Origin of the sequence: Corallococcus silvisoli, from assembly GCF_009909145.1 — a bacterium.
Lineage (GTDB): Bacteria > Myxococcota > Myxococcia > Myxococcales > Myxococcaceae > Corallococcus > Corallococcus silvisoli.
This window is the reverse complement of the sequence record NZ_JAAAPJ010000002.1, coordinates 47,181-69,447: the sequence shown is the minus strand read 5'-3', so window position 1 is coordinate 69,447 and position 22,267 is coordinate 47,181. Positions and strand designations below refer to the sequence as shown.

20 protein-coding genes are annotated in these 22,267 nt (G+C 69.1%); 11 read left to right on the top strand and 9 right to left on the bottom strand.

Going from position 1 to position 22,267, the window contains the following annotated elements:
- Nucleotides 1-76: 76 nt before the first annotated feature.
- From GTY96_RS06055 to GTY96_RS06035, 5 genes are all read left to right on the top strand, one after another.
- Nucleotides 77-1,048 (top strand): squalene/phytoene synthase family protein, encoded by a 972-nt coding sequence (locus tag GTY96_RS06055; RefSeq protein ID WP_161664169.1) that lies wholly within the window; start codon nucleotides 77-79, stop codon nucleotides 1,046-1,048.
- An 84-nt stretch (nucleotides 1,049-1,132) separates the two neighbouring features.
- Nucleotides 1,133-1,657 carry a hypothetical protein gene (locus GTY96_RS06050; RefSeq protein WP_143899150.1) on the top strand — a complete coding sequence of 175 codons (525 nt, stop codon included), beginning with the start codon at nucleotides 1,133-1,135 and terminating at the stop codon, nucleotides 1,655-1,657.
- A gap of 239 nt (nucleotides 1,658-1,896) precedes the next feature.
- The gene (dusA, locus tag GTY96_RS06045; RefSeq protein WP_143899149.1) at nucleotides 1,897-2,898 is read left to right on the top strand and encodes a tRNA dihydrouridine(20/20a) synthase DusA; all 1,002 of its coding nucleotides are present in this window, start codon (nucleotides 1,897-1,899) and stop codon (nucleotides 2,896-2,898) included.
- A 15-nt stretch (nucleotides 2,899-2,913) separates the two neighbouring features.
- Entirely contained in the window at nucleotides 2,914-3,474 is a 561-nt protein-coding gene (locus GTY96_RS06040; protein WP_161664168.1) for a GNAT family N-acetyltransferase, read from the top strand.
- Nucleotides 3,475-3,738: 264 nt separating this feature from the next.
- Complete coding sequence (locus GTY96_RS06035) at nucleotides 3,739-6,141, top strand: hypothetical protein (RefSeq protein WP_143899147.1); 2,403 nt, start codon at nucleotides 3,739-3,741, stop codon at nucleotides 6,139-6,141.
- A 15-nt stretch (nucleotides 6,142-6,156) separates the two neighbouring features.
- Here GTY96_RS06035 and GTY96_RS06030 read toward each other — a convergent pair whose 3' ends face one another.
- The 8 genes from GTY96_RS06030 to GTY96_RS05995 form a co-directional block, all read right to left on the bottom strand.
- Nucleotides 6,157-7,299 (bottom strand): SGNH/GDSL hydrolase family protein, encoded by a 1,143-nt coding sequence (locus GTY96_RS06030; protein WP_161664167.1) that lies wholly within the window; start codon nucleotides 7,297-7,299, stop codon nucleotides 6,157-6,159.
- A 129-nt stretch (nucleotides 7,300-7,428) separates the two neighbouring features.
- Nucleotides 7,429-8,064, bottom strand: a complete 636-nt coding sequence (locus GTY96_RS06025) for a hypothetical protein (RefSeq protein WP_143899145.1) — start codon at nucleotides 8,062-8,064, stop codon at nucleotides 7,429-7,431.
- Entirely contained in the window at nucleotides 8,061-8,939 is an 879-nt protein-coding gene (locus tag GTY96_RS06020) for a ribonuclease HII (RefSeq protein ID WP_161664166.1), read from the bottom strand. Before GTY96_RS06020 ends, GTY96_RS06025 begins: the two co-directional genes overlap by 4 nt.
- 279 nt (nucleotides 8,940-9,218) lie before the next feature.
- A complete protein-coding gene (locus GTY96_RS06015; RefSeq protein ID WP_235685422.1) occupies nucleotides 9,219-9,581 on the bottom strand; it encodes a carboxypeptidase-like regulatory domain-containing protein in 363 nt (120 codons plus the stop codon).
- 94 nt (nucleotides 9,582-9,675) lie between these two features.
- Entirely contained in the window at nucleotides 9,676-11,106 is a 1,431-nt protein-coding gene (locus GTY96_RS06010; protein ID WP_161664165.1) for a tetratricopeptide repeat protein, read from the bottom strand.
- Nucleotides 11,107-11,119: 13 nt separating this feature from the next.
- A complete protein-coding gene (locus tag GTY96_RS06005) occupies nucleotides 11,120-12,892 on the bottom strand; it encodes a M61 family metallopeptidase (protein ID WP_143899142.1) in 1,773 nt (590 codons plus the stop codon).
- 34 nt (nucleotides 12,893-12,926) lie between these two features.
- Nucleotides 12,927-14,291: an RsmB/NOP family class I SAM-dependent RNA methyltransferase gene (locus GTY96_RS06000; RefSeq protein WP_370456550.1), complete on the bottom strand. Its 1,365-nt coding sequence runs from the start codon at nucleotides 14,289-14,291 to the stop codon at nucleotides 12,927-12,929.
- A 331-nt stretch (nucleotides 14,292-14,622) separates the two neighbouring features.
- On the bottom strand, nucleotides 14,623-16,287 hold the full coding sequence (locus GTY96_RS05995; RefSeq protein ID WP_161664164.1) for a metallophosphoesterase: 1,665 nt from the start codon (nucleotides 16,285-16,287) through the stop codon (nucleotides 14,623-14,625).
- A gap of 201 nt (nucleotides 16,288-16,488) precedes the next feature.
- On the opposite strand from GTY96_RS05995, the gene GTY96_RS05990 reads away from it, so the two are divergent.
- The 5 genes from GTY96_RS05990 (at nucleotide 16,489) to GTY96_RS05970 (ending at nucleotide 19,848) form a co-directional block, all read left to right on the top strand.
- Entirely contained in the window at nucleotides 16,489-16,686 is a 198-nt protein-coding gene (locus tag GTY96_RS05990; protein ID WP_143899139.1) for a hypothetical protein, read from the top strand.
- An 819-nt stretch (nucleotides 16,687-17,505) separates the two neighbouring features.
- A complete protein-coding gene (locus GTY96_RS05985) occupies nucleotides 17,506-17,955 on the top strand; it encodes a hypothetical protein (protein WP_161664163.1) in 450 nt (149 codons plus the stop codon).
- 42 nt (nucleotides 17,956-17,997) lie between these two features.
- The gene (locus GTY96_RS05980; RefSeq protein ID WP_161664162.1) at nucleotides 17,998-18,453 is read left to right on the top strand and encodes a DUF4265 domain-containing protein; all 456 of its coding nucleotides are present in this window, start codon (nucleotides 17,998-18,000) and stop codon (nucleotides 18,451-18,453) included.
- Nucleotides 18,454-18,918: 465 nt separating this feature from the next.
- On the top strand, nucleotides 18,919-19,140 hold the full coding sequence (locus GTY96_RS38695; RefSeq protein WP_407926971.1) for an integrase core domain-containing protein: 222 nt from the start codon (nucleotides 18,919-18,921) through the stop codon (nucleotides 19,138-19,140).
- 105 nt (nucleotides 19,141-19,245) lie between these two features.
- Complete coding sequence (locus GTY96_RS05970; protein ID WP_161664160.1) at nucleotides 19,246-19,848, top strand: immunity protein Imm33 domain-containing protein; 603 nt, start codon at nucleotides 19,246-19,248, stop codon at nucleotides 19,846-19,848.
- A gap of 376 nt (nucleotides 19,849-20,224) precedes the next feature.
- On the opposite strand, the gene GTY96_RS05965 is transcribed toward GTY96_RS05970, so the two are convergent.
- Nucleotides 20,225-21,181, bottom strand: a complete 957-nt coding sequence (locus GTY96_RS05965; protein ID WP_235685421.1) for a peptidyl-prolyl cis-trans isomerase — start codon at nucleotides 21,179-21,181, stop codon at nucleotides 20,225-20,227.
- Nucleotides 21,182-21,360: 179 nt separating this feature from the next.
- Between GTY96_RS05965 and GTY96_RS05960 the strand changes: the two genes are divergently transcribed.
- Nucleotides 21,361-22,266, top strand: a complete 906-nt coding sequence (locus tag GTY96_RS05960) for a peptidylprolyl isomerase (protein ID WP_161664158.1) — start codon at nucleotides 21,361-21,363, stop codon at nucleotides 22,264-22,266.
- Nucleotide 22,267: the final 1 nt, after the last annotated feature.

Genomic DNA, 22,267 nt, shown 5'->3' with positions numbered 1-22,267 from the left:
CGCGTGTGTCGGTGGATGGCTTGTGGCAGTCAGGGCCCAGGGCAATCCCCCGTGCCCCTTCCCGAAGGACGGTTCCTTGAGTGACGCCCCCACAGTGACGGCCCTGCCGTTCCGGGATGACGAACTGGCGGACCTGCTCGTTCGGACGAGCCGCACGTTCGCGCTCGCCATCCCGCTGCTCGACGAGCCCCTGCGCCGCGAGGTGGGCCTGGGCTACCTGCTCCTGCGCGTCGCCGACACGCTGGAGGACGCGGCCCCCTGGACGCGCGAGGCGCGGCGCGAGGCGCTGGCCGGCTTCGAGTCCCTGCTCCAGGAAGCCCCGGAGGCCGACGCCGGGGCGATGTCGCGGGAGTGGCTGTCCCGCCGCCCCAGCGAGAACGCGGGCTACCTGGATCTCCTCGGGCGCACCCCTTCGTTGCTGGCGAGCCTGGATGCGCTGCGCCCGGAGGCCGGCGCCATCCTGCGCCACTTCGTGCTGAAGACGGTGCAGGGCATGCGCAAGGTGCTCGCGGGCGCCACCGCCGGCGGGCAGTTGACGCTCGATTCACTCCAGTCCCTGCGTGACTATTGCTACATCGTGGCGGGACTGGTCGGCGAGCTGCTCACGGAGCTGTTCGTCCTGGATCCGCGCCTCGCGCCGTTCTCGCCTCACCTGCGGTCGCTGGCCCCGCTGTTCGGCGAGGGCTTGCAGCTGGTCAACATCCTCAAGGACGCGCGGCAGGACCGCCAGGAGGGCCGCTTGTGGCTGCCGGAGCGCGTGCGGCTCCAGGACGTGGAGCGGCTGGCGGGCGAGGACCTGGTCGCGGCCGCACGCTACGTGCGGGCCCTGCACCTGGCGGGGGCGCCCCGGGACGTGCTCGCCTTCACCACGCTGCCCCTGCTGCTGGCCCAGGCCACGCTGGAGCTGCTGGTGCGCGACGGCGCTGGCGCCAAGGTGTCGCGCGCGGTGGTCACCGCCCAGATGAACATGCTCCACGCCGCGCTGGAGCGGGGCATGCTCCCCGCGTCCGTGGAGGCGCTCGCCGGCCCCCCGCCCGGCGGCCCCTGAAAAGTGTTGCCCACGACGCAACTCGGGCGCGCTGGCGCCGGATAATTCCGATGCTGGTGTTCCCCCTCGGGAGTCGTGCCCCTCATGAACTGCGCCCGCTCTGCTCCGGCGGTCATCGTGTACTTCCCCGCGCGTTCAGGCGCGACGCCGCTGCGGGTTCAGCGCCGCGCGGTCCGGGGAGAGGTGAGGGGGCTGCCCTTCGCCGCCACGCGTCAGCGCGGGCTGTGGACGTTCCAGACGCCCTCGGGGCCGGAGCGGTGGTTGCCGGGCCGGGTCCGGGGGCAGGAGCGGATGCATGCGTTCCTGGTGGAGGTGCTGGGGTTCGGCGCGCTCATCCAGGGCTATGACATGGCGGCGGACACGCGCAGCGACTCGATTCCCGGGCACCCGGACTTCGCCAAGAACTTCGACCTGTTCCTCCACCACTACGCGGGCGCGCTGCTCAAGCACATGGCGCCGGAAGCGGCGTTCGGCCGGGCGTTGGGGCAGGTGGTGATGCTCAACGGCCAGCAGTGGGCCGGGCTGGGCTTCACGCTGACGGACGCGGGCCAGCGGTTGGTGGATGCGTGGCTCGCGGAGCAGGGCGTGGTGCTGGGCCCTCCGGCCTGAGGTCCGGCGGCGTCCGGCTCAGGCCGCGCGCTTGAGGGCGGTGCTCCTCGAAGCGGCCGGGGCGGCCATGGGCGCGGCGGATGGCGTCGCACCCGTCCGCGTTGTTCCGGGCGGCGCGAAGCCATGGCGGGGCAGGGGGCATGGTGGGGCGGGCATGGGAGCCTGTCCGGCCGCCTGCTTCCGGAGGGGCCCCTGGGAGACCCTGGGCGGACGGCGGGAGTCCGGATATGGGTAGGGCGATGACTGCCCTGGCCTACCCCATGCCGCTGTGTGTCGCGCCGATGATGGACTGGACGGACCGGCACTGCCGGTACTTCTTCCGCCAGATTTCGCGGCGCACGCTGCTCTACACGGAGATGGTGACCACGGGCGCGGTGTTGCACGGCAAGCGCGACCGCCTGCTGGGCTTCACGCCGGACGAGCACCCGGTGGCCCTCCAGTTGGGGGGCTCGGAGCCCGCGGACCTGGCGGCCTCGGCGCGCATTGGCGAGGAGTGGGGCTACGACGAGATCAACCTCAATGTCGGCTGCCCCAGCGACCGCGTGCAGTCCGGCCGGTTTGGTGCGTGCCTGATGGCGGAGCCGGACCTGGTGGCCCGGGGCGTGGCCGCCATGCGCGAGGCCGTGCGCATCCCGGTGACGGTGAAGTCGCGCATCGCCATCGACGACATGGAGGAGTGGCCGACGCTGGAGGACTTCGTGCGGCGCGTCTCCGCGGCCGGTTGCACGCGCTTCATCGTGCACGCGCGCAAGGCGTGGTTGCAGGGCCTGAGCCCCAAGGAGAACCGGGACGTGCCGCCGCTGCGCTACGAGCTGGTGCACCGGCTGAAGGCGGAGTACCCGCACCTGGACATCACGCTCAACGGCGGCGTGAAGACGCTGGACGCGGCGGCCGAGCACCTGGGCCGCGTGGACGGCGTGATGATGGGGCGCGCGCCCTACGAGTCGCCGTACCTGCTGGCGGACGCCGACCGGCGCTTCTTCGGGAGCACGCAGGTCCCCCTCACGCGACACGAGGTGGTGGACGCGATGATGCCGTACATCGAAACGCAGCGGAGCCAGGGCGCCCCGCTGGGGGCCATCACCCGGCACATGCTGGGCCTCTTCCAGGGGCTGCAGGGCGCGCGCGCCTGGCGCCGCCACCTGAGCGAGAACGCCCACAAGGACGGCGCGGGGCCCGAGGTGGTGCTCGCCGCCGCCGCGAAGGTGCCGCGCGAAGCCTCCCTCCAGGCCGTGGCCTGACGCGGGAGGGGGCGCATGGCGGTGCCGGAGTTCCAGAGGGTGGTGGCTCGGAGGCTCGTGTTGAGGCGGCTGCGCGCGGAGGACCTGGGCGCGCTGGTGGCCTACCGGAACGACCCCGAGGTGGCGCGGTACCAGAGCTGGACGGACTACGACGCGAGCCGGGGACGCCAGCTCATCGAAGACATGCGCGGCCGGCAGCCCGGCGAGCCCGGCTGGTTCCAGTTCGCCATCGCGTCGAGGGACACCGACGTCCTCATGGGGGACTGCGCGCTGCGGGTGGACGCGGATGATCCACGGCTGGGAGAGATTGGCTTCACCCTGTCTCGCGAGCACCAGGGCCAGGGCCTGGGGACCGAGGCCGTGCGAACCCTGCTGGAGTATGTCTTTGGAACCCTGTCCCTGCACCGCGTCTTCGCCGTGACGGACGCGAAGAACACCGCCGCGGCCACCGTGCTGGAGCGCGTGGGCATGCGGCGGGAGGGGCACTTCATCGAGAACATCTTCTTCAAGGGCGCCTGGGGCGATGAGTTCCAGTACGCGCTGCTCGGTCGGGAGTGGGCCTCCACGCCGCGCTGATGCCTCGGCTTCTGGACCCCCTGTCGAACTGGAGGGTCTGACGCCGTGAGCCCTTGGAGGCCCGACCGCGTCCGTGCTGCCGCGGCATGCGCGCACGATTGTGAGTCCAGTCGGCCAGAATGGGATGGCCTGTTTTATGGATGCGATGTCTGGTTTCTGGGGGCGGCTGTCGCACCACCGGCCTGTAATACCTGTCATCGTGAAACCCCATGGGTCATTGACCGGTCTCTCCCGGGTCGCGAGAGTGAGCGCAGGGGTGAGCCCATGCGCGTCGTCTTCATCAATCACCATCTGTTCCAGGACGGCGACACCTACGGGCTCATCTACGCCCTGGTGTTGAACCGGGCGCTCGCGGTGGACGCCCTGCGGATCGGCCTCTTCTGGATCAACGACGACCTGTATCAACCCGGCGTGCTGGGCGCCTCACAGGAGGTCCAGGACTACACCCGGAAGGTCCAGACGCGGCTGGGCTACTTCGAGTCCTTCGGGCAGCTGGGCCCCCAGCTCGTGCTCGCGCGCTGCCGCTTCCGCGACAACGTCGACGTCGTTGAATACGAGGGCGGTGACAACGAGCTGATCATCACCGCCAACCGGGAGATGTTCAAAAGCAACCCCCGGCTCGTGTCCCTCTTCCTCACGGGGGAGGAGAACGATCCGAGCCTGTGGCTCAAGTCGTTGGATGCCCAGCTCGACAGTCTGGTGAAGGTGGACCCGGCCACCCTCGCGTATGCCGCCGGGGTCCTCGGCTTCTCACTGGCGAAGCCCCTCTCCCGGAAGGATCACGAGCGCCTGCGCGACTACCTCAAGGCGCACTCCGGCTATGCCGAGGACTCCCTCCGTTTCCTCGTGAGGAGCCTGGGCCCGCGCACGCGGGAGGCGTTCAAGACCCTGGTGGGCTGGACGTTCTCGCTCGGGGACGAGGCGGAGGTCCAGTTCGCCTACATCAGCAAGTCCACGGACTACGTTCGCCAATGCATCACCGCGAGGGGCTTCGCGGTCGTGGCGGACGCGCTGCGCCGGGCCGTCCTCCACTGCACGCGGGACTACGCGGACGCCAACCAGCTGTTCCTCCGGCAGTTCATGACCGACCTGCTGGGGCGCAAGGACCCGGTCACCCGGATGGGGCTGCGCGAAGGCGAAGCGCCCGAACCCATCATCCTGCTGTTCTGGATTCGCGGCGCGAAGAAGGACGAGGCGAGCGCCATCCTGGGGGACTACGAGCGGGATGACTCGGGCAAGGCGCCCAGCCCTGGCAAGCCCCAACACCACACCAACGTGACCCTCTACAAGCAGGTCCGTCACATGGTGAAGGCGCTCTCCACCGAAACGAAGGTGCCCATCCTGTTCGTCCCCATCGGCGATGAGCTCGTGGAGGACTTCGGCTCGACCGTCGCGGACGCGTCCCGCACCGCGGCGCTGTCCAAGACCGCGCTGGAGCATGCCGCGCTCGTCCTCGGCATCTCGCTCAGCAAGCGCCTGACCGCGGAGGAATACAAGCGGCTCAGCATGTACCTGAACAAGCACTACGGGTACTCGGAAGAGGACGTCGGCACGCTGCTGAACCTGCGCAGCGGCTTCAAGAAGGGCGTCAAGGACCACAACCTCATCAAGTTCTTCGAGCGCGAACCCTTCAAGGGCAGGCCCATGGGCGCGCAGATCAACTTCCTGCTCCAGCTCGCCTCGCAGCACCGGGTCATCCAGGTCGGCATGCGGAGCGGTTCGATGGAGCGCCTGATGTATCTGGGCGTTCCGACGCTCTACTTCGACCGGACCAAGAGCCTCCCGGACCTTCCCAACCCGGTGGGTGCTTCCCGCATCAAGCAGCTGTGTCTCTTCGAGGGCGACAGCTTCACCGAGCTGATGGACTACTTCATGCGCTGCGACGCGGCGATGAACACGGCGAATCCCATCAAGGGCTATCCGCTCTTCTTCCAGATCGAAAACCGGGACACGGGCTTCCTCAAATACTCATCGATCAGCGAAAACCGAATCAACAAGATGATTGAAAAGCTCGCGGAGCATCACCTCCGTGACTACAACCAGCTCAAGCAGAAGGTCGTCCAGAAGGGCTTCCTGTCCTCCGACCAGTTCAATGAGTTGCGCAGGCAGATGCTCACGCTCGGAGGGCTGGAGGACGCGGAGGAGCAGAAGATGCTCTTCATGCTCTGGTTCACGATGAGCGTCTATCCCCGGTACGCCACGCTCCTGGGGACGGCGTCGTCTTCACGTCCTTCCGCCACGATGCCTGCGTCCAGTTCCTTCCAGTTCCGCTTCGACGAGCACCGGGCGATCCGGGCGTCGGAGATCGCCGCGAAGCGCAGTGAGCGCGCCCAGAAGAAGGGCCAGGGTGGGTCGTCCACGGCCTCGACGACGACCACTTCCACCGCCTCCTCGAGTTCAGGGGGCGGCGGCGGTAGCGCTGTCGCGGTGGTCGTGCCGCCTCCCCCCGCGGACTATCAGGTCGGCGATCTGATCCGCGTGGACTACATGGTCGCGTACGACGTCGTCGGGCGCATCACGGGCATCGACAACAACCTGGTCACCATGCGCATCGAACGGTGCTTCCGGCCCAACACGATGACGGAGTACACGGAGGGCGACGCGCGCGTCATCGTGAACACGTCCATGAGCTGGTACAAGAATCAGATCCTCCGCAGGGAGGGCTGAGCCGGCGGGGATGTGTCAGGCCGCGTCGGCTTCGGGTTCGACTCCCCGGCACTCGATGCTCTGGCTGAGCTTCCCAAGCTCATAGCGGCCCACGATGTTTCGCGCGATCTCCCGGGCCATGAGCCGGTAGACCGCCTGGGTGGGATGCGCCTTGTCGCTCGTCGCGACCGGGGTCGGGGGCAGCGGGGCGTACCGGTATGAGAACCGGGGGGCGTCCACCGCCACGAATGGCTTTGAACGGGCGTGGGGACTGGAGGGAGGGGGCGCGAGCCGGGGAATGGGCGGGCCGGGCACCAGGGGAGGGGCGGGGAGCGGCCCGACGTGGGGATAGTTCACGGGGACCCTTCCTGCCTGCGCTCCCGCCGTCAGGTGGTTCCTGTCCAGGGAGGCGTTGATCATCTTGAGGGCGGTGAACATGTCCACCAGCCGGAAGTGATTGGGATTGGCCGCCCCGACGAACTCCGCGAGCAGCGCGTTGAAGCTCATGGCTCCCTTGGTGAAACCCCACACGAGCTTCTCTGTCTTCTTCTTCGCGTAGCGCGCCGCGTCCGCGGGGTCCGGCAGGTTGATCAACAGGAAGTGGCCCTGGCCCGCGGTCGCGATGTGGAGCTCTCGGATGAGCCCGAACATCTCAAGGACGACCTGCTTCATCGTCGCGGGGTCTCGCTTGTTGGTCACCAGGTCGTTCAGCCCGAACCAGATGATGAACAGCGTCGTCCCGGACAGCGGGCACCGCGTCAGCTCCGCCCGGAAGCGGAGCACCTGCTGGCGAAACGTTCCGAGCCCGGTCGAGGGCCGGTCGGAGGCCCCCATCGCGCCGCCCTCGGCGTAGTTCACATAGGTGATGGGCCGGCCGAAGCCGGAGTCCTCGTTCGAATCCACGGTGAGCGAACGGTGGACCACGGTCGCCGCCACGCTCTCTTTCTTGGCGGTGGACTCCTCGTTGAACGGGTCCGCGCCCCGGAACATCGAGAGGCCGCCAGCCCACTCCCAGACGAAGTCCGTCCAGTTCTTCCCGTCGCTGAAGCGCCCGAGCTCGTTGACCTGCATGAGCCCGACGGTGTTCGCGAACCCGCCCAGGCCGGTGGCGGCCTTGTTGCCGATGTCCGACATGCTGTCGCCGAAGATGATCAGGTTGTCGATCTGGATGCGGGGCATGGAGGTCGCTCGCGCGTCGGGGGGCTCACCTTGAGCCCACGCCCGTGTTCACCCGGAGCGTACCCCCCGGTGGGAAGGAGATGGAAGCGCGTCTCCCCCGACCTCCCTGGCCTCGGTCCTCCCCGGGCTTCAGCGCGTGCGCTGCAGGTGGATCATCGCCTCATCGAGCAGCGCGGCCACGCCCCGGCGCACCACGTGCACCACCTTGTGGTGATGCGCGGGGGGGCCGTGCGTGTAGTGGCCAGACACCTTGTGGTGCAGCTCCGTGGCGCCCCACACCAGCACCAGGTCCGCCCACTCCAGGTCGCTCTTCGCGCGGTCGGAGGTCCGGCGCTCCGTGCCGTCCACCATGCGCAGGGAGATGTCTGCGCCCAGCTTCGCCTCCAGCTCCTCGCGCACCGCGGGCGAGCCGCCCACCACCACCACCCGGTGGACGCCGCGCTGGAGGCACATCTCCAGGAACGCCACCTCCGCGCGACGGTTGGCCGAACCGCCGCATCGCGCGCAGTGGCTGCGGGGCTCCACCCGCAGGGGCTCCCGGCCGCTCGCCGTCGCCACCTGGAGGCAGGCGGGATCCGCGCACACCTGGAAGAAACGCTCGGTCAGCAGCTCGGCCGCGCGCAGCAGCTTGGGCTCGCTCATGCGCGCCTTGCCTGGCCGCGTGAGCCCCGCCTCCTCCAGCACACCCCGGGCGCGGGCACGGGCGTCCATCAGCGTGACGCCTCGCTCCGCCAGCCACCCGTCGATGTCCCGATCCGCGCTCATCGCTTGGCCATCGGGATAGGAGTAGCGGCGAACAGCTCCGACTGCATCGGGACGGGCCCGGAGGGCTGCGCCAGCCCGAGCGCCTCGCGCACCGGACCGAAGCTCCGGCGGTGGATGGGCAGCACGCCCAAGGCCTGGATGGCCTGCACATGCTGCGCGGTGGGGTAGCCCTTGTGCGCCGCCAGCCCATAGCCGGGATAGCGCGCGTCCAGCTCGGCCATCAGCCGGTCGCGCGTCGTCTTCGCCAGCACGGACGCCGCCGCGATGCTCAGCGACAGCGAGTCCCCCTTGATGATGCCCCGCTGCGGAGCCGGGCACTGGGGAATCGTGCGCGCGTCCACCAGCACGTAGTCCGGCGTCAGCCCCAGCCCCTCCACCGCGCGGCGCATGGCGAGCAGGCCCGCGTGGTAGATGTTGAGCTGATCAATCTCCTCCACCTCCGCCCGGCCCACCGCCCACGCCACCACGTCGCGCTTGAGGGCCTCCGCCAGCGCCTCGCGCTTGTCCGGGTCCAGGATCTTCTTCGAGTCGTCCAGGCCCTTGAGCCGATAGCCCTTGGGCAGGATGGCCGCCGCCGCGACGACGGGGCCCGCGAGCGGGGCCATGCCCGCCTCGTCCACTCCCGCCACCTTCAGCAGGCCCTGCTCCCACAGCTCCGTCTCGAACTTCAGCAGGTGCCGCAGCCGCTGGCCCTCCGCCCGGTTCTTCTCCTGGCGCGTCCGCAGCCTGCGCGCGAGCGCCTGCGCCCCCTGGCGGGGATCCGCCTCCAGCGCTTCCAACAAGCCCTGGGGCACGGGCTGGGCCTGCGTGACGTACCGGCCAGTCAGCTCGGAGACCGAGCATTCGAGCAGCGCCTGCAAACTCTCTGCGGACATGGGGGACCTTCGGGATGGCCTACCCAGCGGGTAGCGCGGTTGCACGGCTTACTGGAGTGGGGGAACACCAGTGCCGCGACAACACGCATGGCCGCACGCCGTCAGAGCGGACGGACGGGCGGCTGGGCTGCGAGAGAGCCTGACCGACGCGGAGGCGCGCATGCGGACTTGACGCATGGCGTAAGTGGTACCGCGCACGGTGGGGTGTGCACAACCGCCGGACGGCCCGGGACGGCGGATTTCAGGCTCGCCCCGGTTCCCGCCGATGAAACAGCGACATCAGTCCTGCAACTGGAGTGTCACGCTGTCGGGAACAGGCGTGCAGTGACAGCCCTCACACGTCCACTCCACGCGCTCGGCGCGCGACACGTGCGTGCCCGCCGTGGCCATCACGCGGATGGGGCTGGGCGCGAGCGTCTCGTTGACGGCCGTGGTGACGCCGCGCTCGTCCGTCATGCCGGAGATGCTGACGTTGCTCTCCAGGTTCGTCGCCGTCACGGTGGCGCCCTGGACGAACGCGCCGTCCGAGGACATCACGCTCACGCGCAGCGACACCGGCTCCGCGCAGCTGTCCTCGTGGCGGTTCGCGCTGGGGGCCTCATCGCACCCTGCCACGAGCACGCTCGCGAGAAGTCCCACCATCCCCTGCATCCGCCAACGCTTCCCCATCCCCACGCCCCCAACCCGTCCCATGCGATGAATCTGATAACGGGGGACGGGGGCTGCAATGCGTGGTTCACGCTTGGGACGTCAGCCTCGAGTGGGCAAAACGGGCGGCCTCCGTGGCCGGATAGCGGTGCAGGATGTACCGGTAGATTTCCTCCGCGCGCGCCGCGTTTCCCATCTTCTCCCCTTGCACGCGCGCAAGCAGCACCAGCGCGCGGGGCGCGGTGGGGTCGTCGGGCGCCGTGTCGGCCGCGGCTTCCAACGCTTTGACCGACAGTGGGAAATCTCCTTCCACCGCCGCGGCCTGTCCGACGAACAGGTGATGCGAAGGCGAAAGCTTCAGGCGGGGCAGAACGTGCAGGTCGCCATACAGCGCCAGCGCCTTCGCCACATCGCGAGCGTCCACCGCCGCGGCGAGCGCGTCCATCTGCCGCGCGCGGGCCGCCGCGGTGTTGGGCGTGTCGGGGTCGTCGGCCTCCGGGGCCGGGGCCTCACGCAGCGCCGGGGGGGCGCGGTGAGGGGTGGCGTCGCCCAGCGTGGGCTCCAGGAAGTCGCGCGCGGGCAGGTAGCCCAGCGTGTCGCCGTGCACGTAGAGGACGAGCCCCAGCATGCTCGCGGTGGCGAAGGGCACCAGACTCGTCAGCGCCTCCGCGACGAGGTTGGGCAGGAGGAAGACGTCGAGGTCGAGCAGCACCTCCGCGCCCCAGTGCATCACGCCCTGGAGGAAGGCCAGCAGCAGGAACACTCCCGTCACGGTGGCCGCGTCGCGCCCCACCGCGCGGACGCACGCGAGCGTGCGCAGCGGATTCAGCGCGCTGAAGAGCGACTGGGACGTGGCGGCCAGCAACAGCGCCCAGGGCAACCACGCGAGGCCCACGAGCGCGAGCCCCCAGACGAACGGGTCCCCCCACACGGTCGGCACCCACAGGGCCTCCAGCGGGTGGGTGAGCCTCGCGAAGATCTCGCCTCCGGACGCCGGGGGCAGCAGGAGGGTGGCGCGGATGAGCGCGGGCAGGAAGACGCCCATGGTGACGCCCAGGCCGCGCAGCCCGGGCTGGAGGTTGTCCCGGAAGAGGTGGGTGAAGCCAGGGGACTCCGGCTCGGAGTCGCCCCGGGCCGTTCCTCGCACGAGCGCGAAGAAGGCGGCCCAGAAGACGCCCAGCGCGAGCGTCAGCGGCAATGCCTTGATGACGCGGAGCCCTCCTCCAAGCGACCGCAGGACGGCCAGCACCCCGCTGACCGCGATGAGCAGCTGGAGGCCCGGGACGGTGAAGGGAAAGCGCAGCGCGCCCGCGAGGCGCTCCCGGAGGGCGCGGTGGGAGCGGTGGCGCAGGAGCACGTTCGCCGTCCCCCCGCAGCCGCCGCAGGCGAAGTACTCCACCGGGCCCATGCGGCGGGCCTCCACGCACGCGGGGCACAGCAGGGCCTCGCAGTGCTCACAGCGCCAGCCGGCGGTGACCGTGGGGTGGGCGGCGCAGGCGGTGGGGGGGATGGCGGCCATTCGGCCGTCAAGCCTACGCCGGGCCGGGAGTCTCGTCCCAGGGGGCGCCCAGCCAGGTCTGGAAGGCGGCCTTCTGCGCGTCGGTGGGGCGCTCCACGCGCTGGAGCCACACGGCGTCCGCCGGCTTCTGGCCCAGCACCACCGGCACCTCCAGCAGCCGGTCGCGGCGGAACAGCGTCACCCGCACGGTGTCTCCGGGGCGCTTGTCCTCGCAGCGGGCGATGAGCCCCGCGCCGTCCACGCGCCAGCCGTCCAGCGCCACCACGTCGTCCTCCGGGTACAGGCCGGCCTCCAGCGCGGGCGTCCCCTCCGGCACCGTGGAGAGCGTGGAGGAGCCGCGCAGGGTGACGCCCAGCCAGCCCTTCGGCTTGGGCTCGCCCTTGAGCCGCGGCGGCGTGCCGCCCTTGTCGTTGGGGGCTTCGCGCACGCGGAAGGACACCTCCAGCCCCACGTGCGCGAAGACGCCGTAGTCCAGGTCCTCCGTGGAGCGCACCGCGCGGTCGAAGAAGGGCGTCAGGTCCACGCCCGCGACCTCGCTCGCGGTCTTCTCCACGCCGTCCTCCGGGACGCCGGAGCCGTCGCCATGGCGTTGCCACAGCAACCGCATGACATCATCCAGGCTCTTCGCGTCGTGGGTGGCGCGACGCAGCTCCAGGTCCAGGAGCGCGCACACCACCTCTCCCTTGAGGTAGTAGGAGATGGCGCTGTTGGTGGAGTGTTCGTCCGGGCGGTAGTGCTTCACCCAGCTGACGAGCGACGCCTCGGTGAGCGTCTGCACGCGGCGGCCCGGGGTGGAGTGCAGCAGGCTGAACGTCTCCCCCAGCCGCGCCAGGTACCGCGACGCGGACATCAGGCCCGCGCGGCGCACCAGGAGGTTGTCGTAGTAGGCGGTGCCGCCCTCGAAGGCCCACAGCAGGGTGGTGTAGTTCTCCTGGGAGTAGTCGAACGGCACCAGCGCGCGCGGCTTCACCCGCTTGATGTTCCACAGGTGGAAGTACTCGTGCGCCACCAGCGTGAGGAAGTCCTCCCAGCCCCGGTGCGAGGACAGCCCGGTGCGCGGGAACAGCAGCGCGGTGGAGGCCTGGTGCTCCAGCCCTCCGCGGCCCTTGTCGGTGAGGTAGACGAGGAAGAGGTAGCGCTTCAGCGGCAGGCCTTCGTACATGCGCGCCTGCGTCTCGCAGATGCGCTGCATGTCCGCGCACAGCCGGTCCGCGTCCGGCACGCTGTCGCCCCACACCACGACCTCGTGGGGTACGCCCGCGGCGGTGAAGGTGAGCGGGGTGTGCGGCCCCACCTCGAAGGGGCTGTCCACGAGCGAGTCGTAGTCCGGCGCCTGGAACGTGGCCCCCTCGGAGTCCAGCGCGCAGAACGTGCGCCAGCCCGGGGGCGCGTCCACGGTGACGTGGTGGGGCAGGGCGCGCGTGCCCTCCGTGTAGAGGAACACGGTGGCGCCGTTGAAGTAGCCGTGGCTGCCGTCCAGGTGGCTGGTGCGCACGGTGAGCTCGTTCGCGTAGACGCGGTAGCGCAGCGTGACGGACCGCCCCCCCGCGTCCACGCTCCAGGTGCGCTTGTCCACGCGGCGCACCGGCACGGCCTGGCCGTCCGCCCCCACGGCGGTGACGTCCTGCACCTGGCGGGCGTACTCGCGCACCAGGTAGCTGCCCGGCGTCCACACCGGCATCACCGCTTCGAGCACGTCGGGCCCGGCGGGGAACGTCGCCTCCACCTCGAACAGGTGCGCATGCGGGCGGGGCATGGCGACGCGGTAGTGGACGGCTTGCGACATGGCCAGGGGCCTTTCTCTGGGGGGACGGCGGGGGTTACTTCGCGCGGACGAGCACGGCGCCGAAGAAGCCGTCGGTGCCGTGGGTGTGCGGGGCGAGCCGCAGGAAGGGGCCGGTGCCGAGCTTCGCGCCCAGCTCCGCGCCCAGGACCTCCGCCACCGGGCGCACGCTGAAGTCGGGGTGCTTGGACAGGAAGTCCTCCACCACCTCTTCGTTCTCCTCGCGCAGCACGCTGCACGTGCCGTAGATGAGCCGGCCGCCGGGCTTCACCAGCATGGCGAAGCGGGCGAGCAGGGCCTTCTGCCGGCCCACGTGCATCTCCAGGTCCTCTGGCGTGAGGCGGTAGCGGGCGTCCGGCTTGCGGCGGAAGGTGCCGGTGCCGCTGCACGGCGCGTCCACCAGCACGCGGTCCGCCAGGCCCTTGAGGGACGTGAGCGCGGCGTCCGCCTCCGGGCCCTCGTGGGGGATGAGCTGCGTGCGCACGTTGTGCACGCCGGCGCGGCGCGCGCGCTTGCGCAGGTCCTCCATGCGGCCTTCGTCCACGTCGAGCGCGTGCAGGTCGCCCCGGTTCTTCATCTGCGCGGCCAGCTGCAGCGTCTTGCCGCCCGCGCCCGCGCAGGCGTCCACCACGCGGGTGGGCGGCGCGTCCACGAGCATGCCCAGCAGCTGGCTGCCCTCGTCTTGGATCTCCATCCAGCCGTCCTTGAAGTTCTGGAGGGAGAAGATGTTGAGCCGCGTCTCCAGCACGATGCCGAAGGGGGACAGGGCCGTGGGCCTCGTGGACTCCACGTCCTCCTGGGCGAGGCGCTCCTGGAGCTGGGCCCGGTCGCCCTTGAGCGCGTTGACGCGGGCGATGAGGGGGGCGCGCTCGTTCATCGCCTCGGCGGCGCGCGCGGCGTCCTTGCCGAAGACGGCGCGGAAGCGGTCGGCGAGGAAGTCCGGCAGCGACGCGGCGATGGGGAAGCGCTTCGCCTCGGGCAGCGCGTCCAGCTCCGCGGCGGCATCCGGGAGGCGGTCGAGCACGGTGATGTCCGGCCCGGTGAGTCCGCTGGTGCGCGCGACGTAGGTGGGGTCCTCGCCATGGAGGATGCGGGACGCGGCGAGCCGCATGACGTCCTGGCGGGTGCCGTCCAGCACGTCGAAGTTCCGGTGGGAGCGCTCCAGCAGGAAGTCCACGGTGCGCTGGCGGCGCAGCAGCGCGTAGACGCGCTCGGCCACGGCGCGGCGCTCGGTGGAGTAGAGCAGCGTCTTGCGGCGCAGCACGAACTCCAGGGCGCGGTCGGACAGGCGGCCCTCGCGGCGCACGCCGCCGTAGGCCTCCAGGCAGGCCTGGAGGATGAGGTCCTCGCGCAGGGGGCGGTTCGGGTTGGGGCGCGCGCGTTCGTGCTGGGCGCGGCTCATCTTCGGTTTGTCGGAGCGTCCGCCGGCTTCCTTGCGCTTCGGGCCGCCGGGGCGGGACGAGCGGGGCCCGCCGGGCTTGGAGGCGGCACCGCGGGAAGGTCCAGGCTTGCGAGTCGTGGCCATGTGGCAGGGGCCTTTGCATCCCCTGGGCCACGTTGACAAGCAGGGAACGCAAAAGACGCCCCCGGAAGGCCCTGGAGGGACCGGGCGGAGGCGTCCGGGGGCCTTCCCCGGGCCCTGGGGCACCGAGGTCCACCCCAGGGGGCCGGGGGCGGGCCTCGCGCGACGCCAGGGCGCTCCCAGGCCCGAGGGAGGGGCCCGGCCGGTGGGGTCAGCGGCTCCGGCGCCGACGGCGGGCGAGCCCCGCGACCAGGGCCGCGCCCGCGGGAATCAGGGCAACGGACGGGCCCGCGGCGCAGCCTCCACCCGGGGTGGAGGACTCCACGGGCGTGACGCCGGGCGTCGCGGGCGTGGAGGGCAGCTCCGGGCTCGGTGACGGGTCGGAGGGGGCGGGGTTCGGGGGGCCGGGGTCGGGGTCGGGGGTGCCGGGGGCGGGCGTGCCGCTGGCCGTCACGGTGACGACGGTGGTGGCGGTCAGGGGGGATGCGCCCTGGACGGTGGCGGTGGTGGTCACGGTGTAGGTGCCCGCCTGGGCGAAGACGTGCTGTGCCTGGGGGCCCTGCGCGGTGGCGCCGTCGCCGAAGTCCCAGGTGACGGTGGCGTTCGCCTGGGAGGCCGTCGCGGTGAACGAGGCCGTGTGGGGCGCGGTGCCGTTGGCGCTGTCGACGGCGACGTTCAGCGTGCCCTGGGGCTGTTCGGGCTGCGCGGGCAGCTGCTTGTCGAGGGTGAACGTGTCGAGGATGCCGCCGTCCGTCTTCACGAGCTTCGCCGTGAGGGTGCCACCCACGACGTTCACGTCGAGGAAGCCGTGGGCCGCGTCGTCGCGCACGACGCTCCAGGACGGGCGCGACGTGGTGAACGTGCGCAGCGTGGCGCCACCGCCACCGACGACGAGGTAGGGAACGCCCTGCTCGTTCTTGCCGGCCTCGGCGTCACCGAGCATGGGCTTGCTGCGCTCGTAGTCGTGGTCATGGCCGGTGAGGACCAGGTCCACGCCGTACTTCTCGAACAGGGGGCCGAACTGGCGGCGCAGGGTGAGCTGGGAGCCGTGCTCGCCGCTGGACCAGGGCGGGTGGTGGAAGAAGGCGATCTTCCACGGCTGCGTCGTGGAGGCGAGGTCCTTCTCCACGAAGGCCTTCTGAGCGTCGAGCGTGCACTTGGACGCGGAGGCGAGCCCGATGGCGCAGTTCGAGTCGATGGACACGAAGTGCACGTGGCCCCAGTCGAACGAGTAGTAGCGCTCGGAGCCCGCGGGGTTGTTGGTGGGCAGGTAGAGGTTGTCCAGGTACGGCTGGGCCTCCTTGGTCACGTACTCGTGGTTGCCGGGCGTGGCGAACATGGGCACCTGCGCGAGCAGGGCGGCCATGGGGGTGAAGAGGTTGTTCTGGAACTCGGCCTCGGTGCCGGACGAGTAGGCGTTGTCACCCAGGGCGACGAAGAGCTCCGGCTTGTTGGCGAGCATGGCGGCGGCCACCTGTTTCTGGTCGCTGCCGCCGGTGCCGAAGTCGCCCACGGCGGCGAAGTGCACATGCCGGGTGCCTGGCACGGGGGCGGTGGTGAAGGTCTTCGCGGGGGTTGTCTCACCGCAGGCCTCCACGGAATACGTATAGGTGGTGGCGGGCGAGAGGCCGGTGAGGACCACGGCGTGGATTCTCGCGGTGTCGGTGGACCGGGCTGTCTGGGTGGGAGTGCCCACGCCATAGCGCACCTCGGAGGCGGCGCAGTTCGCGGTCAGCCGGAAGGCCACGGTCGCGGTGTCGGGGCCCACGCGCTGGAGATAGGGGTCGCGCGGCAGGGCGATCGCCTCACACGAGGCGAGGCACGCGGCAAGCAGGGCAGCCAGGGCGGCGAGCGAAAGGGACTTCGTCCGGTCCATGCATCCTCCGGCCCGAGACATTCGGGACCGGGGCCCAACCGTTCATCGTCCAACGTTCATCCGAAAGACAGACTTCAAGGGGAGGCAGGGTGGCGGGCGTTGGCCATGGCGGGGTGCTGGCCAGAGGGGCAGCTCACGTGGGCGTCAGGTTCGGGGGGCGCTGGCCTTGCAGGGTCCGGAGGCTGCGTTACGGCTGAAGACATGACCGAAGTCCACGCGAAGCCTCGTGAGTACACCCTGCCGGAAGGGTGCCCCGTGTGCGAGTCGGACCTGCCGGTGCGGGTCTCGGCGAGCGGCCCGAACGCGGTCTGTACGCACTGCGGCTGGAGGGGCCGTCCGTTCATCACCGTGACGCACCAGGGCCTGCGCGTGTCGTACGACGACGGCGCGAGGGCCTGAGCCACGGGAGTCCTGTCAGCGACGCTGGGGCTGCGCCGTGAGGAGGTGCGGTGCGAGTGTTCCGCGGTGAGGGCACCCCGGTGTCAGGAATGGACGGCGGCTCCGACAAGTGAGCGGGTTCGGAGACGTTCGTCGGGATGCCGGCGCCATCGGGAGAGCACGGATGCCAGCGACGAAGGTGGAGCAGACCGCATGTGGAGACTGCGGTCGCGCCGTCGACCTGTACTGCGGGCAGACCACGCTCGGAGGTCTCAGGTACTGGGCCTCATCCCGGTGTGAATCCTGTGGGAGGCAGCGCGAGATGGACGGCTTTGGGATACCGCCAGAGCCATTCCTCCAGGCGCTGCTCCGGGAGGAGGGGACTTGGGGACTGGCTGTTCATGACTCGGGCCGCCGGATCGTGTTCGCGTTGCGGCTCCTGAGGTCGGAGTTGCGGTTGTCTCTCGCTGAAACAGGTGCGCTGCGGGCTCGGATTCCCGGCGTCGTGCGGGAAGGGACCCGGGCGGAGATGCAGTGGCTGAAGCAGCTACTGGATGCGCAAGGAGTCGAATCCGCCGTGGTTCCAGTGGCGGTCCATCAGGGCTGAGCGCCGTGAATGAGCGCAGGTGAAGCCACCTGTGCGCACGGATCAACCCCGCCAGTGCTGGCTCAATTGGAGCGGGGCGCGGTTCTCTTTGTTCGCAGAGGGTGTCCGCGTGGACACGGATGCGTTCACGCGGTTCGCCGGGAGGCGAGCTTGACGCGGTTCTACAAGAGCTTCCCGGCTTCACTCCGCTATCATCGACGAGTCTGCGTCTCTTCCACGCACCCGGAGCGTCAATGATCCGCCCCCTCATCGTCGTTGCCACCCTGATGATGCTCGGTTCCGCTCCCAGCACACCGACGCGCGGCGGCGCACCCGTTGCCGACTCCGTTGCAGCGGCGTGGAGGGCGCGGGTCGAGCTTGCGACGAAGCGTCTCGAGGGCGCCCGGCTCGACGCGTGCGACCGCGCCGTCGAGCTGGCCTTCAAGTCAGTCGAAGTGAGCACGAAAGACAATCAGCGCAGGTTTGGCCTCGTGATTGAAATCGAAGGCAAGGCGATGCTCGTGGCGTGGTCCTACAATGGCCAGAAGCTGGTCGACTTCAGCATTGGCGCCCTGCCTCCGAAGTGGTTCCTCCGGCAGGTGGCGGGCCAGAAGACTCTCACGGTGCTGCCTGCGGAGCTCGATTGCGCCCTCGACCTCTGCCCTCCTTCGCCACTCGCGAACGGTCCATGTCCTGGCGAATGAAGTCGTGGCGTTCCTTGGGGTCGGAGAGGGTGTGGGTGGGTCGTGGAAATTGCGCTGAATGCACGAGTCAGCCCTGGTTCTCGGCCGTTGAAAGAGACTCTGCCCATAGAGCAGGTGGGGGGACACTACCGCTTGTTGTACTCACCCGGTTTGGTCGAGGGGCTCGCCGCGGGGGATGAGATTGAGCTGGTGGGTGACGGGGGCTTCACGGTGCTCAAGCGGGGTGGAAATTTTTGTATTTGGTTCTTCTTTCCGGCGGAGGGAATGAACCGTGGCCCTGAGACCGAGCGGATGGCCGAAGAGGTTTCCAGACTTGGGGGATGGTTGGATGGTGGCGGAGAGACCGTCGTTATCTTTACTGTCCCGGCCGCGGTGGGGTTCGACCGGATGGCCGATTATTTCGATGAGGCCGTCTCGCGTGTCGAGGGGGCCAGTTGGATGTTTGCGAATGCCTACGATCCCATCTCAAAGGCTCCGTTGTCTTGGTGGCAGCGCTAGAACACCTCTCATGACTGTTCACTCGGCGGTCGACAGAGAGCAGGGGCCCAGATCGACCCTGCTGGAAGGAGCTGACCGACCGGGGCGCGACGGCCACCGGATGTGTCCAGACAGGGCATATCGACACTGGCGGAAGGAGGACTTGCAGATGCCGCGCAGACGGCCCAGCTGGTACGTGGCGAGCAGCCGCCCGCGCCGGTTGCCGCCAAGGGGGGCCAAGAAAATGTGAGCCTACGACGACGTCTTCGACGGTTGCGCCAACGGGCCGCAGCTTAAATGACTCACCGTGGTGGACGAGTGGACGCGCGAATGCGTCGCCACTGATTTCGCGGGCGCCATCCGGTTCGGACGAGGGGTCGGGCTGTTGTCGAAGTGGGTGAGCCAGGGAGGGGGGGGGGCGGGCACCTGCGCAGTGACACCAGGTCGGAGTTCGTGGCCCCGGCCATCCTGCGGTGGGACGAGGAGATGCACATCGAAGTGGCGCACATCGCTCCAGGCAAGCCCTCGCAGAACGGCACCGACCAGAGCTTCAACGGACGATTTCGCGACGAGTGCCTCAGCATGGGATGGTTCCGTTCCAGGGCAGAGGCGAAGGTTGTCATCGCTGCGTGGCGACAGCACTACAGTCAGGCCCGGCCTCACTCGAGCCTCGGCTGCCTGACGCCTCTGGAGGTTCGACGGCAATGAGAGGCAGTGGCACCCGACTCATCTCGGCTGGTACATTTCCTGTAGTCAATGGTCCGAAGGAGCCAGGGATGTCGGTGGCGGAGTTGTGTCGGGAGCTGGTGGCAAATGGGTGAGTTCGTGCGCGAAGTGGGTGGTAGGGAATTTGTCGTGTTCTGCTCCGATGGACTTGCTGCTCAGGCGGCTGTTCTTCTAGATGTTATCGGTCGGATGAGTGCGGAAGGGAGGGTCTTCAGGGCGGGCGATGTCTTTAATTTCGGGGGGATGTTGTTTTTGATTGGAGAGCGAGGAGGTCGGATGACTGTAGGGCTCCCTGTTGTTGACGGGCAGGCTGTCCTTGGAGACGGCGATGATATTTCTTTTCTGTTGGCGTTGTTGGTGGCTCAGTTGGGCTGTGCTCGGGCGCTGGGGGTCGAGCCTGAGCAGGCGAATTTGTGGGACAAGGTTGTTGTTGCGGAGGGCTGTCTTTCTGCGGAATGGGTCTATCTTGAGAGGAGCGTTGATGTCGAGGCGGGGGATTCTGGGTGGTTTGTGGGTTCGTTGGCGGATGGAGGAGACTTTGCCTTGAGGAGCCTGAGGGTTTGGCAGTTGTTGCGCATTCGTCCAGCGCTTGCGCGTGTCTTGGCGTTGCCGGGTCGTTTTGTTGTTGTGTTCAAGGGGAGTCAGGTGGTTTCGGTGTTTGATTCGGAAGGAGTTGAGCTGATGAAGTAGGCGTCTGAAGCGTGGTCGCTCGTGTTTCAAGGTCACTCCCTGCTCGTGCCACAGCCGATCGCCGAGCGACTCAGCGTCATAGGCCTTGTCGCCGATGAGTCGCGGGGAAGCTCGTCGATGAGGCTCTCGTCGAGGGTGCTTCCGAAGAGGCTGGTTGCGTGGGGAGAAGCGCTCGCCGCGCAATGGCGAGAGAAGGACCAGCTCCGTCTGCAGCGGCCATGACCGTCGTCGCCTTGTCCCGCTTCGTCTTTCCGACGCAGGGCTCGCTATTTTCGCCGAGGCGAAGAACGGGTCGACGAAGCCCTCCTCGGCTTGCCAGCAGGGAAGGGCGAAGGGGCCCTGCCTTCGCGATGGAAAGGCTGGGCCGCTTTTCTCCTCAGGGCGAAGGTTGCGCGTTGCCCACGCCATCCTTGTCGACAGAAAGGCTGCTCAATACCTTCTCATCGACCTCCACCTTCGTCTTGCCCAGCAGCCCCGCCATCAGATCATCCATGGCCCGCGAGCGCTTTTCGACCATCAGGCGGCTCTCGATGCGCGGCTTCACCTGGTCCACCGTCTGGGAAAAGCCCGGCTGCCGGGCCGTCAGCTTCAAGAGGTGCAACCCGCGCGAGGACGCCACGAGTCCGACCTCGCCGAGGGTCTGTAGGCCGAAGGTGGCATCCGCGACGGGCTGGCCCCACTTCGCCGCCAGTTGCTCGTGTGTCAACAGGCCCAGGTCGCCTCCCGCATCCCGAGAGGCCGCATCGTCCGAGCGCTTCCGGACCTGCTCCGCGAACGCCGTCTTCACCGGACCCGCCTCCTGCTTGCGGATCTCCGCCACCAACTTGTCCGCCTCCGCCTTCACCGAGGCCCGCTTGGCGTCCCCTTCCGCGGACGCCAGGAAGACCTGACTTACCCGTACCTTTTCGGGCCGGACGAACTCCGTGAGGTGCTCCTGATAGTATTTGCGCACCTCGTCGTCCGTGGGGGGCACGGTCGCCACGCTCGCCGCCTGCTTCTGGACCAGCCGCTGGACCAGCAGCTTCTCCACTGCTGCCTGGAACTCCGGATCCTTCTCCAACCCCTGACGCCGGGCTTCCTGCGCAAGCACTTCGAAGCGGACCAGCGTGTCAAGGAACTCTTTCTTCATTTCCAGCGAACCGTAGCGGGACCGGATGAGGGGCGGTTGCTCTTCGAGTCTTGCTTTGTATTCACTCGCGGTGATTGCACCCGGGCCCACTCGCGCCACCACTGGGTCATTTGTGCTCCCCTCCTGTGACAATCCTGAACCCTTGCATGCATTCAGGAGAAACAGGGCTGTTGTTGTGGTGGCAGCAATTTTGGCGATATTCATGAAATGCAATCCCTGGAGGGAATTCCGGCGAGCCTGGGCCCCAACGCCCGGCTGCGATTCATGGGGAACCGTAACAAAGAGGCGGCGGTGAATTCAAACGCGTCAGGGGCGCGTGCTATTGCTGCTCAAACGCCAGATCGTGCACACTGCGGCTGTCTTCTCCGTCTCAGAGGAATCCTTTGCAATCGCCTGTTCACACCCTCCACCGCGCGTTGTTGCTGCTCGCGCTGAGCTCCTGTGAAGGACGGCCTCTCGAAACGACGGCGTCGGCCGGCCCGAAGGCACCGCTTCCCCGCGAACTGGTGGCCCGCTTCGACGGAGGCGTCGTCACCCGGGAGGAGTGGGAGCGCGAATCGCGGCGGTTGCCGCCAGCCCTGCGCGAGCAGTTCGCGAGCGAGGCCGGTCAGCGTGAATTCGCCTGGTCGCTGGTGGACAAGCGCCTGCTGGTGACGGAGGCGAAGCGCCAGGGGCTGGCGGGACGCGAGGACATCGCCCGGCAGGTACGCGAGCTGGAGGAGCGGCTCATCGTGCAGGCGCTCCTGACCCAGGAGGAGCGAGCCGCTGGCGCCGCGACCGAGCAGGAGTTGCGAGGCTGGTACGACGCGAACCGGCAGGAGTTCGAACAGCCGGAGCGGATCCGCCTGGGGCGGGTGCTGGCCCGCTTCGAACGGCAGGGCAGCGCGGGCGATCGCGCCCGGGCGCGCACCCGGGCGGAGGAGTTCGCGCGGCGTCTCCAGAAGGAGCCGCTCGCCCAGGTGCAGGCGAGCGGGGATGGCCCGGAGCGCGCGCGTGGCGGCGACCTGGGCGTGTTCGCCCGGGGCGAACTGCCGGACCGGCGGCTGGAGGCGGCCGCGTTCGCGCTGAGGACGCCGGGGCAGGTTTCCCCGGTGGTGGAGACCGAGGAAGGTTTCGCGGTGGTGCAGCTGCTGGAGCGCCGGCCCGCGCGGGTCCCTCCGTATGAGGAAGTGCGGGCGGAGGTCGAGGGGCGGCTGGCGCCGGTGCGGCAGCGCAAGGTGTTCGATGCGCTGCGCGCGCGGCTGCGGAGTGGTTCGGACGTACAGGTCGAGGTCACGGCGCGTCCCTGAC

What these genes read in the sequence shown, in the direction of transcription:
- GTY96_RS06050 (WP_143899150.1), top strand. Translation starts at nt 1,133, where the DNA reads ATGAACTGCGCCCGCTCTGCTCCGGCGGTCATCGTGTACTTCCCCGCG.
- dusA (WP_143899149.1), top strand. Translation starts at nt 1,897, where the DNA reads ATGACTGCCCTGGCCTACCCCATGCCGCTGTGTGTCGCGCCGATGATG.
- GTY96_RS06040 (WP_161664168.1), top strand. Translation starts at nt 2,914, where the DNA reads ATGGCGGTGCCGGAGTTCCAGAGGGTGGTGGCTCGGAGGCTCGTGTTG.
- GTY96_RS06035 (WP_143899147.1), top strand. Translation starts at nt 3,739, where the DNA reads ATGCGCGTCGTCTTCATCAATCACCATCTGTTCCAGGACGGCGACACC.
- GTY96_RS06030 (WP_161664167.1), bottom strand. Translation starts at nt 7,299, where the DNA reads ATGCCCCGCATCCAGATCGACAACCTGATCATCTTCGGCGACAGCATG.
- GTY96_RS06025 (WP_143899145.1), bottom strand. Translation starts at nt 8,064, where the DNA reads ATGAGCGCGGATCGGGACATCGACGGGTGGCTGGCGGAGCGAGGCGTC.
- GTY96_RS06020 (WP_161664166.1), bottom strand. Translation starts at nt 8,939, where the DNA reads ATGTCCGCAGAGAGTTTGCAGGCGCTGCTCGAATGCTCGGTCTCCGAG.
- GTY96_RS06015 (WP_235685422.1), bottom strand. Translation starts at nt 9,581, where the DNA reads ATGGTGGGACTTCTCGCGAGCGTGCTCGTGGCAGGGTGCGATGAGGCC.
- GTY96_RS06010 (WP_161664165.1), bottom strand. Translation starts at nt 11,106, where the DNA reads ATGGCCGCCATCCCCCCCACCGCCTGCGCCGCCCACCCCACGGTCACC.
- GTY96_RS06005 (WP_143899142.1), bottom strand. Translation starts at nt 12,892, where the DNA reads ATGTCGCAAGCCGTCCACTACCGCGTCGCCATGCCCCGCCCGCATGCG.
- GTY96_RS06000 (WP_370456550.1), bottom strand. Translation starts at nt 14,291, where the DNA reads ATGAGCCGCGCCCAGCACGAACGCGCGCGCCCCAACCCGAACCGCCCC.
- GTY96_RS05995 (WP_161664164.1), bottom strand. Translation starts at nt 16,287, where the DNA reads ATGGACCGGACGAAGTCCCTTTCGCTCGCCGCCCTGGCTGCCCTGCTT.
- GTY96_RS05990 (WP_143899139.1), top strand. Translation starts at nt 16,489, where the DNA reads ATGACCGAAGTCCACGCGAAGCCTCGTGAGTACACCCTGCCGGAAGGG.
- GTY96_RS05985 (WP_161664163.1), top strand. Translation starts at nt 17,506, where the DNA reads ATGATCCGCCCCCTCATCGTCGTTGCCACCCTGATGATGCTCGGTTCC.
- GTY96_RS38695 (WP_407926971.1), top strand. Translation starts at nt 18,919, where the DNA reads ATGCACATCGAAGTGGCGCACATCGCTCCAGGCAAGCCCTCGCAGAAC.
- GTY96_RS05970 (WP_161664160.1), top strand. Translation starts at nt 19,246, where the DNA reads ATGGGTGAGTTCGTGCGCGAAGTGGGTGGTAGGGAATTTGTCGTGTTC.
- GTY96_RS05965 (WP_235685421.1), bottom strand. Translation starts at nt 21,181, where the DNA reads ATGAATATCGCCAAAATTGCTGCCACCACAACAACAGCCCTGTTTCTC.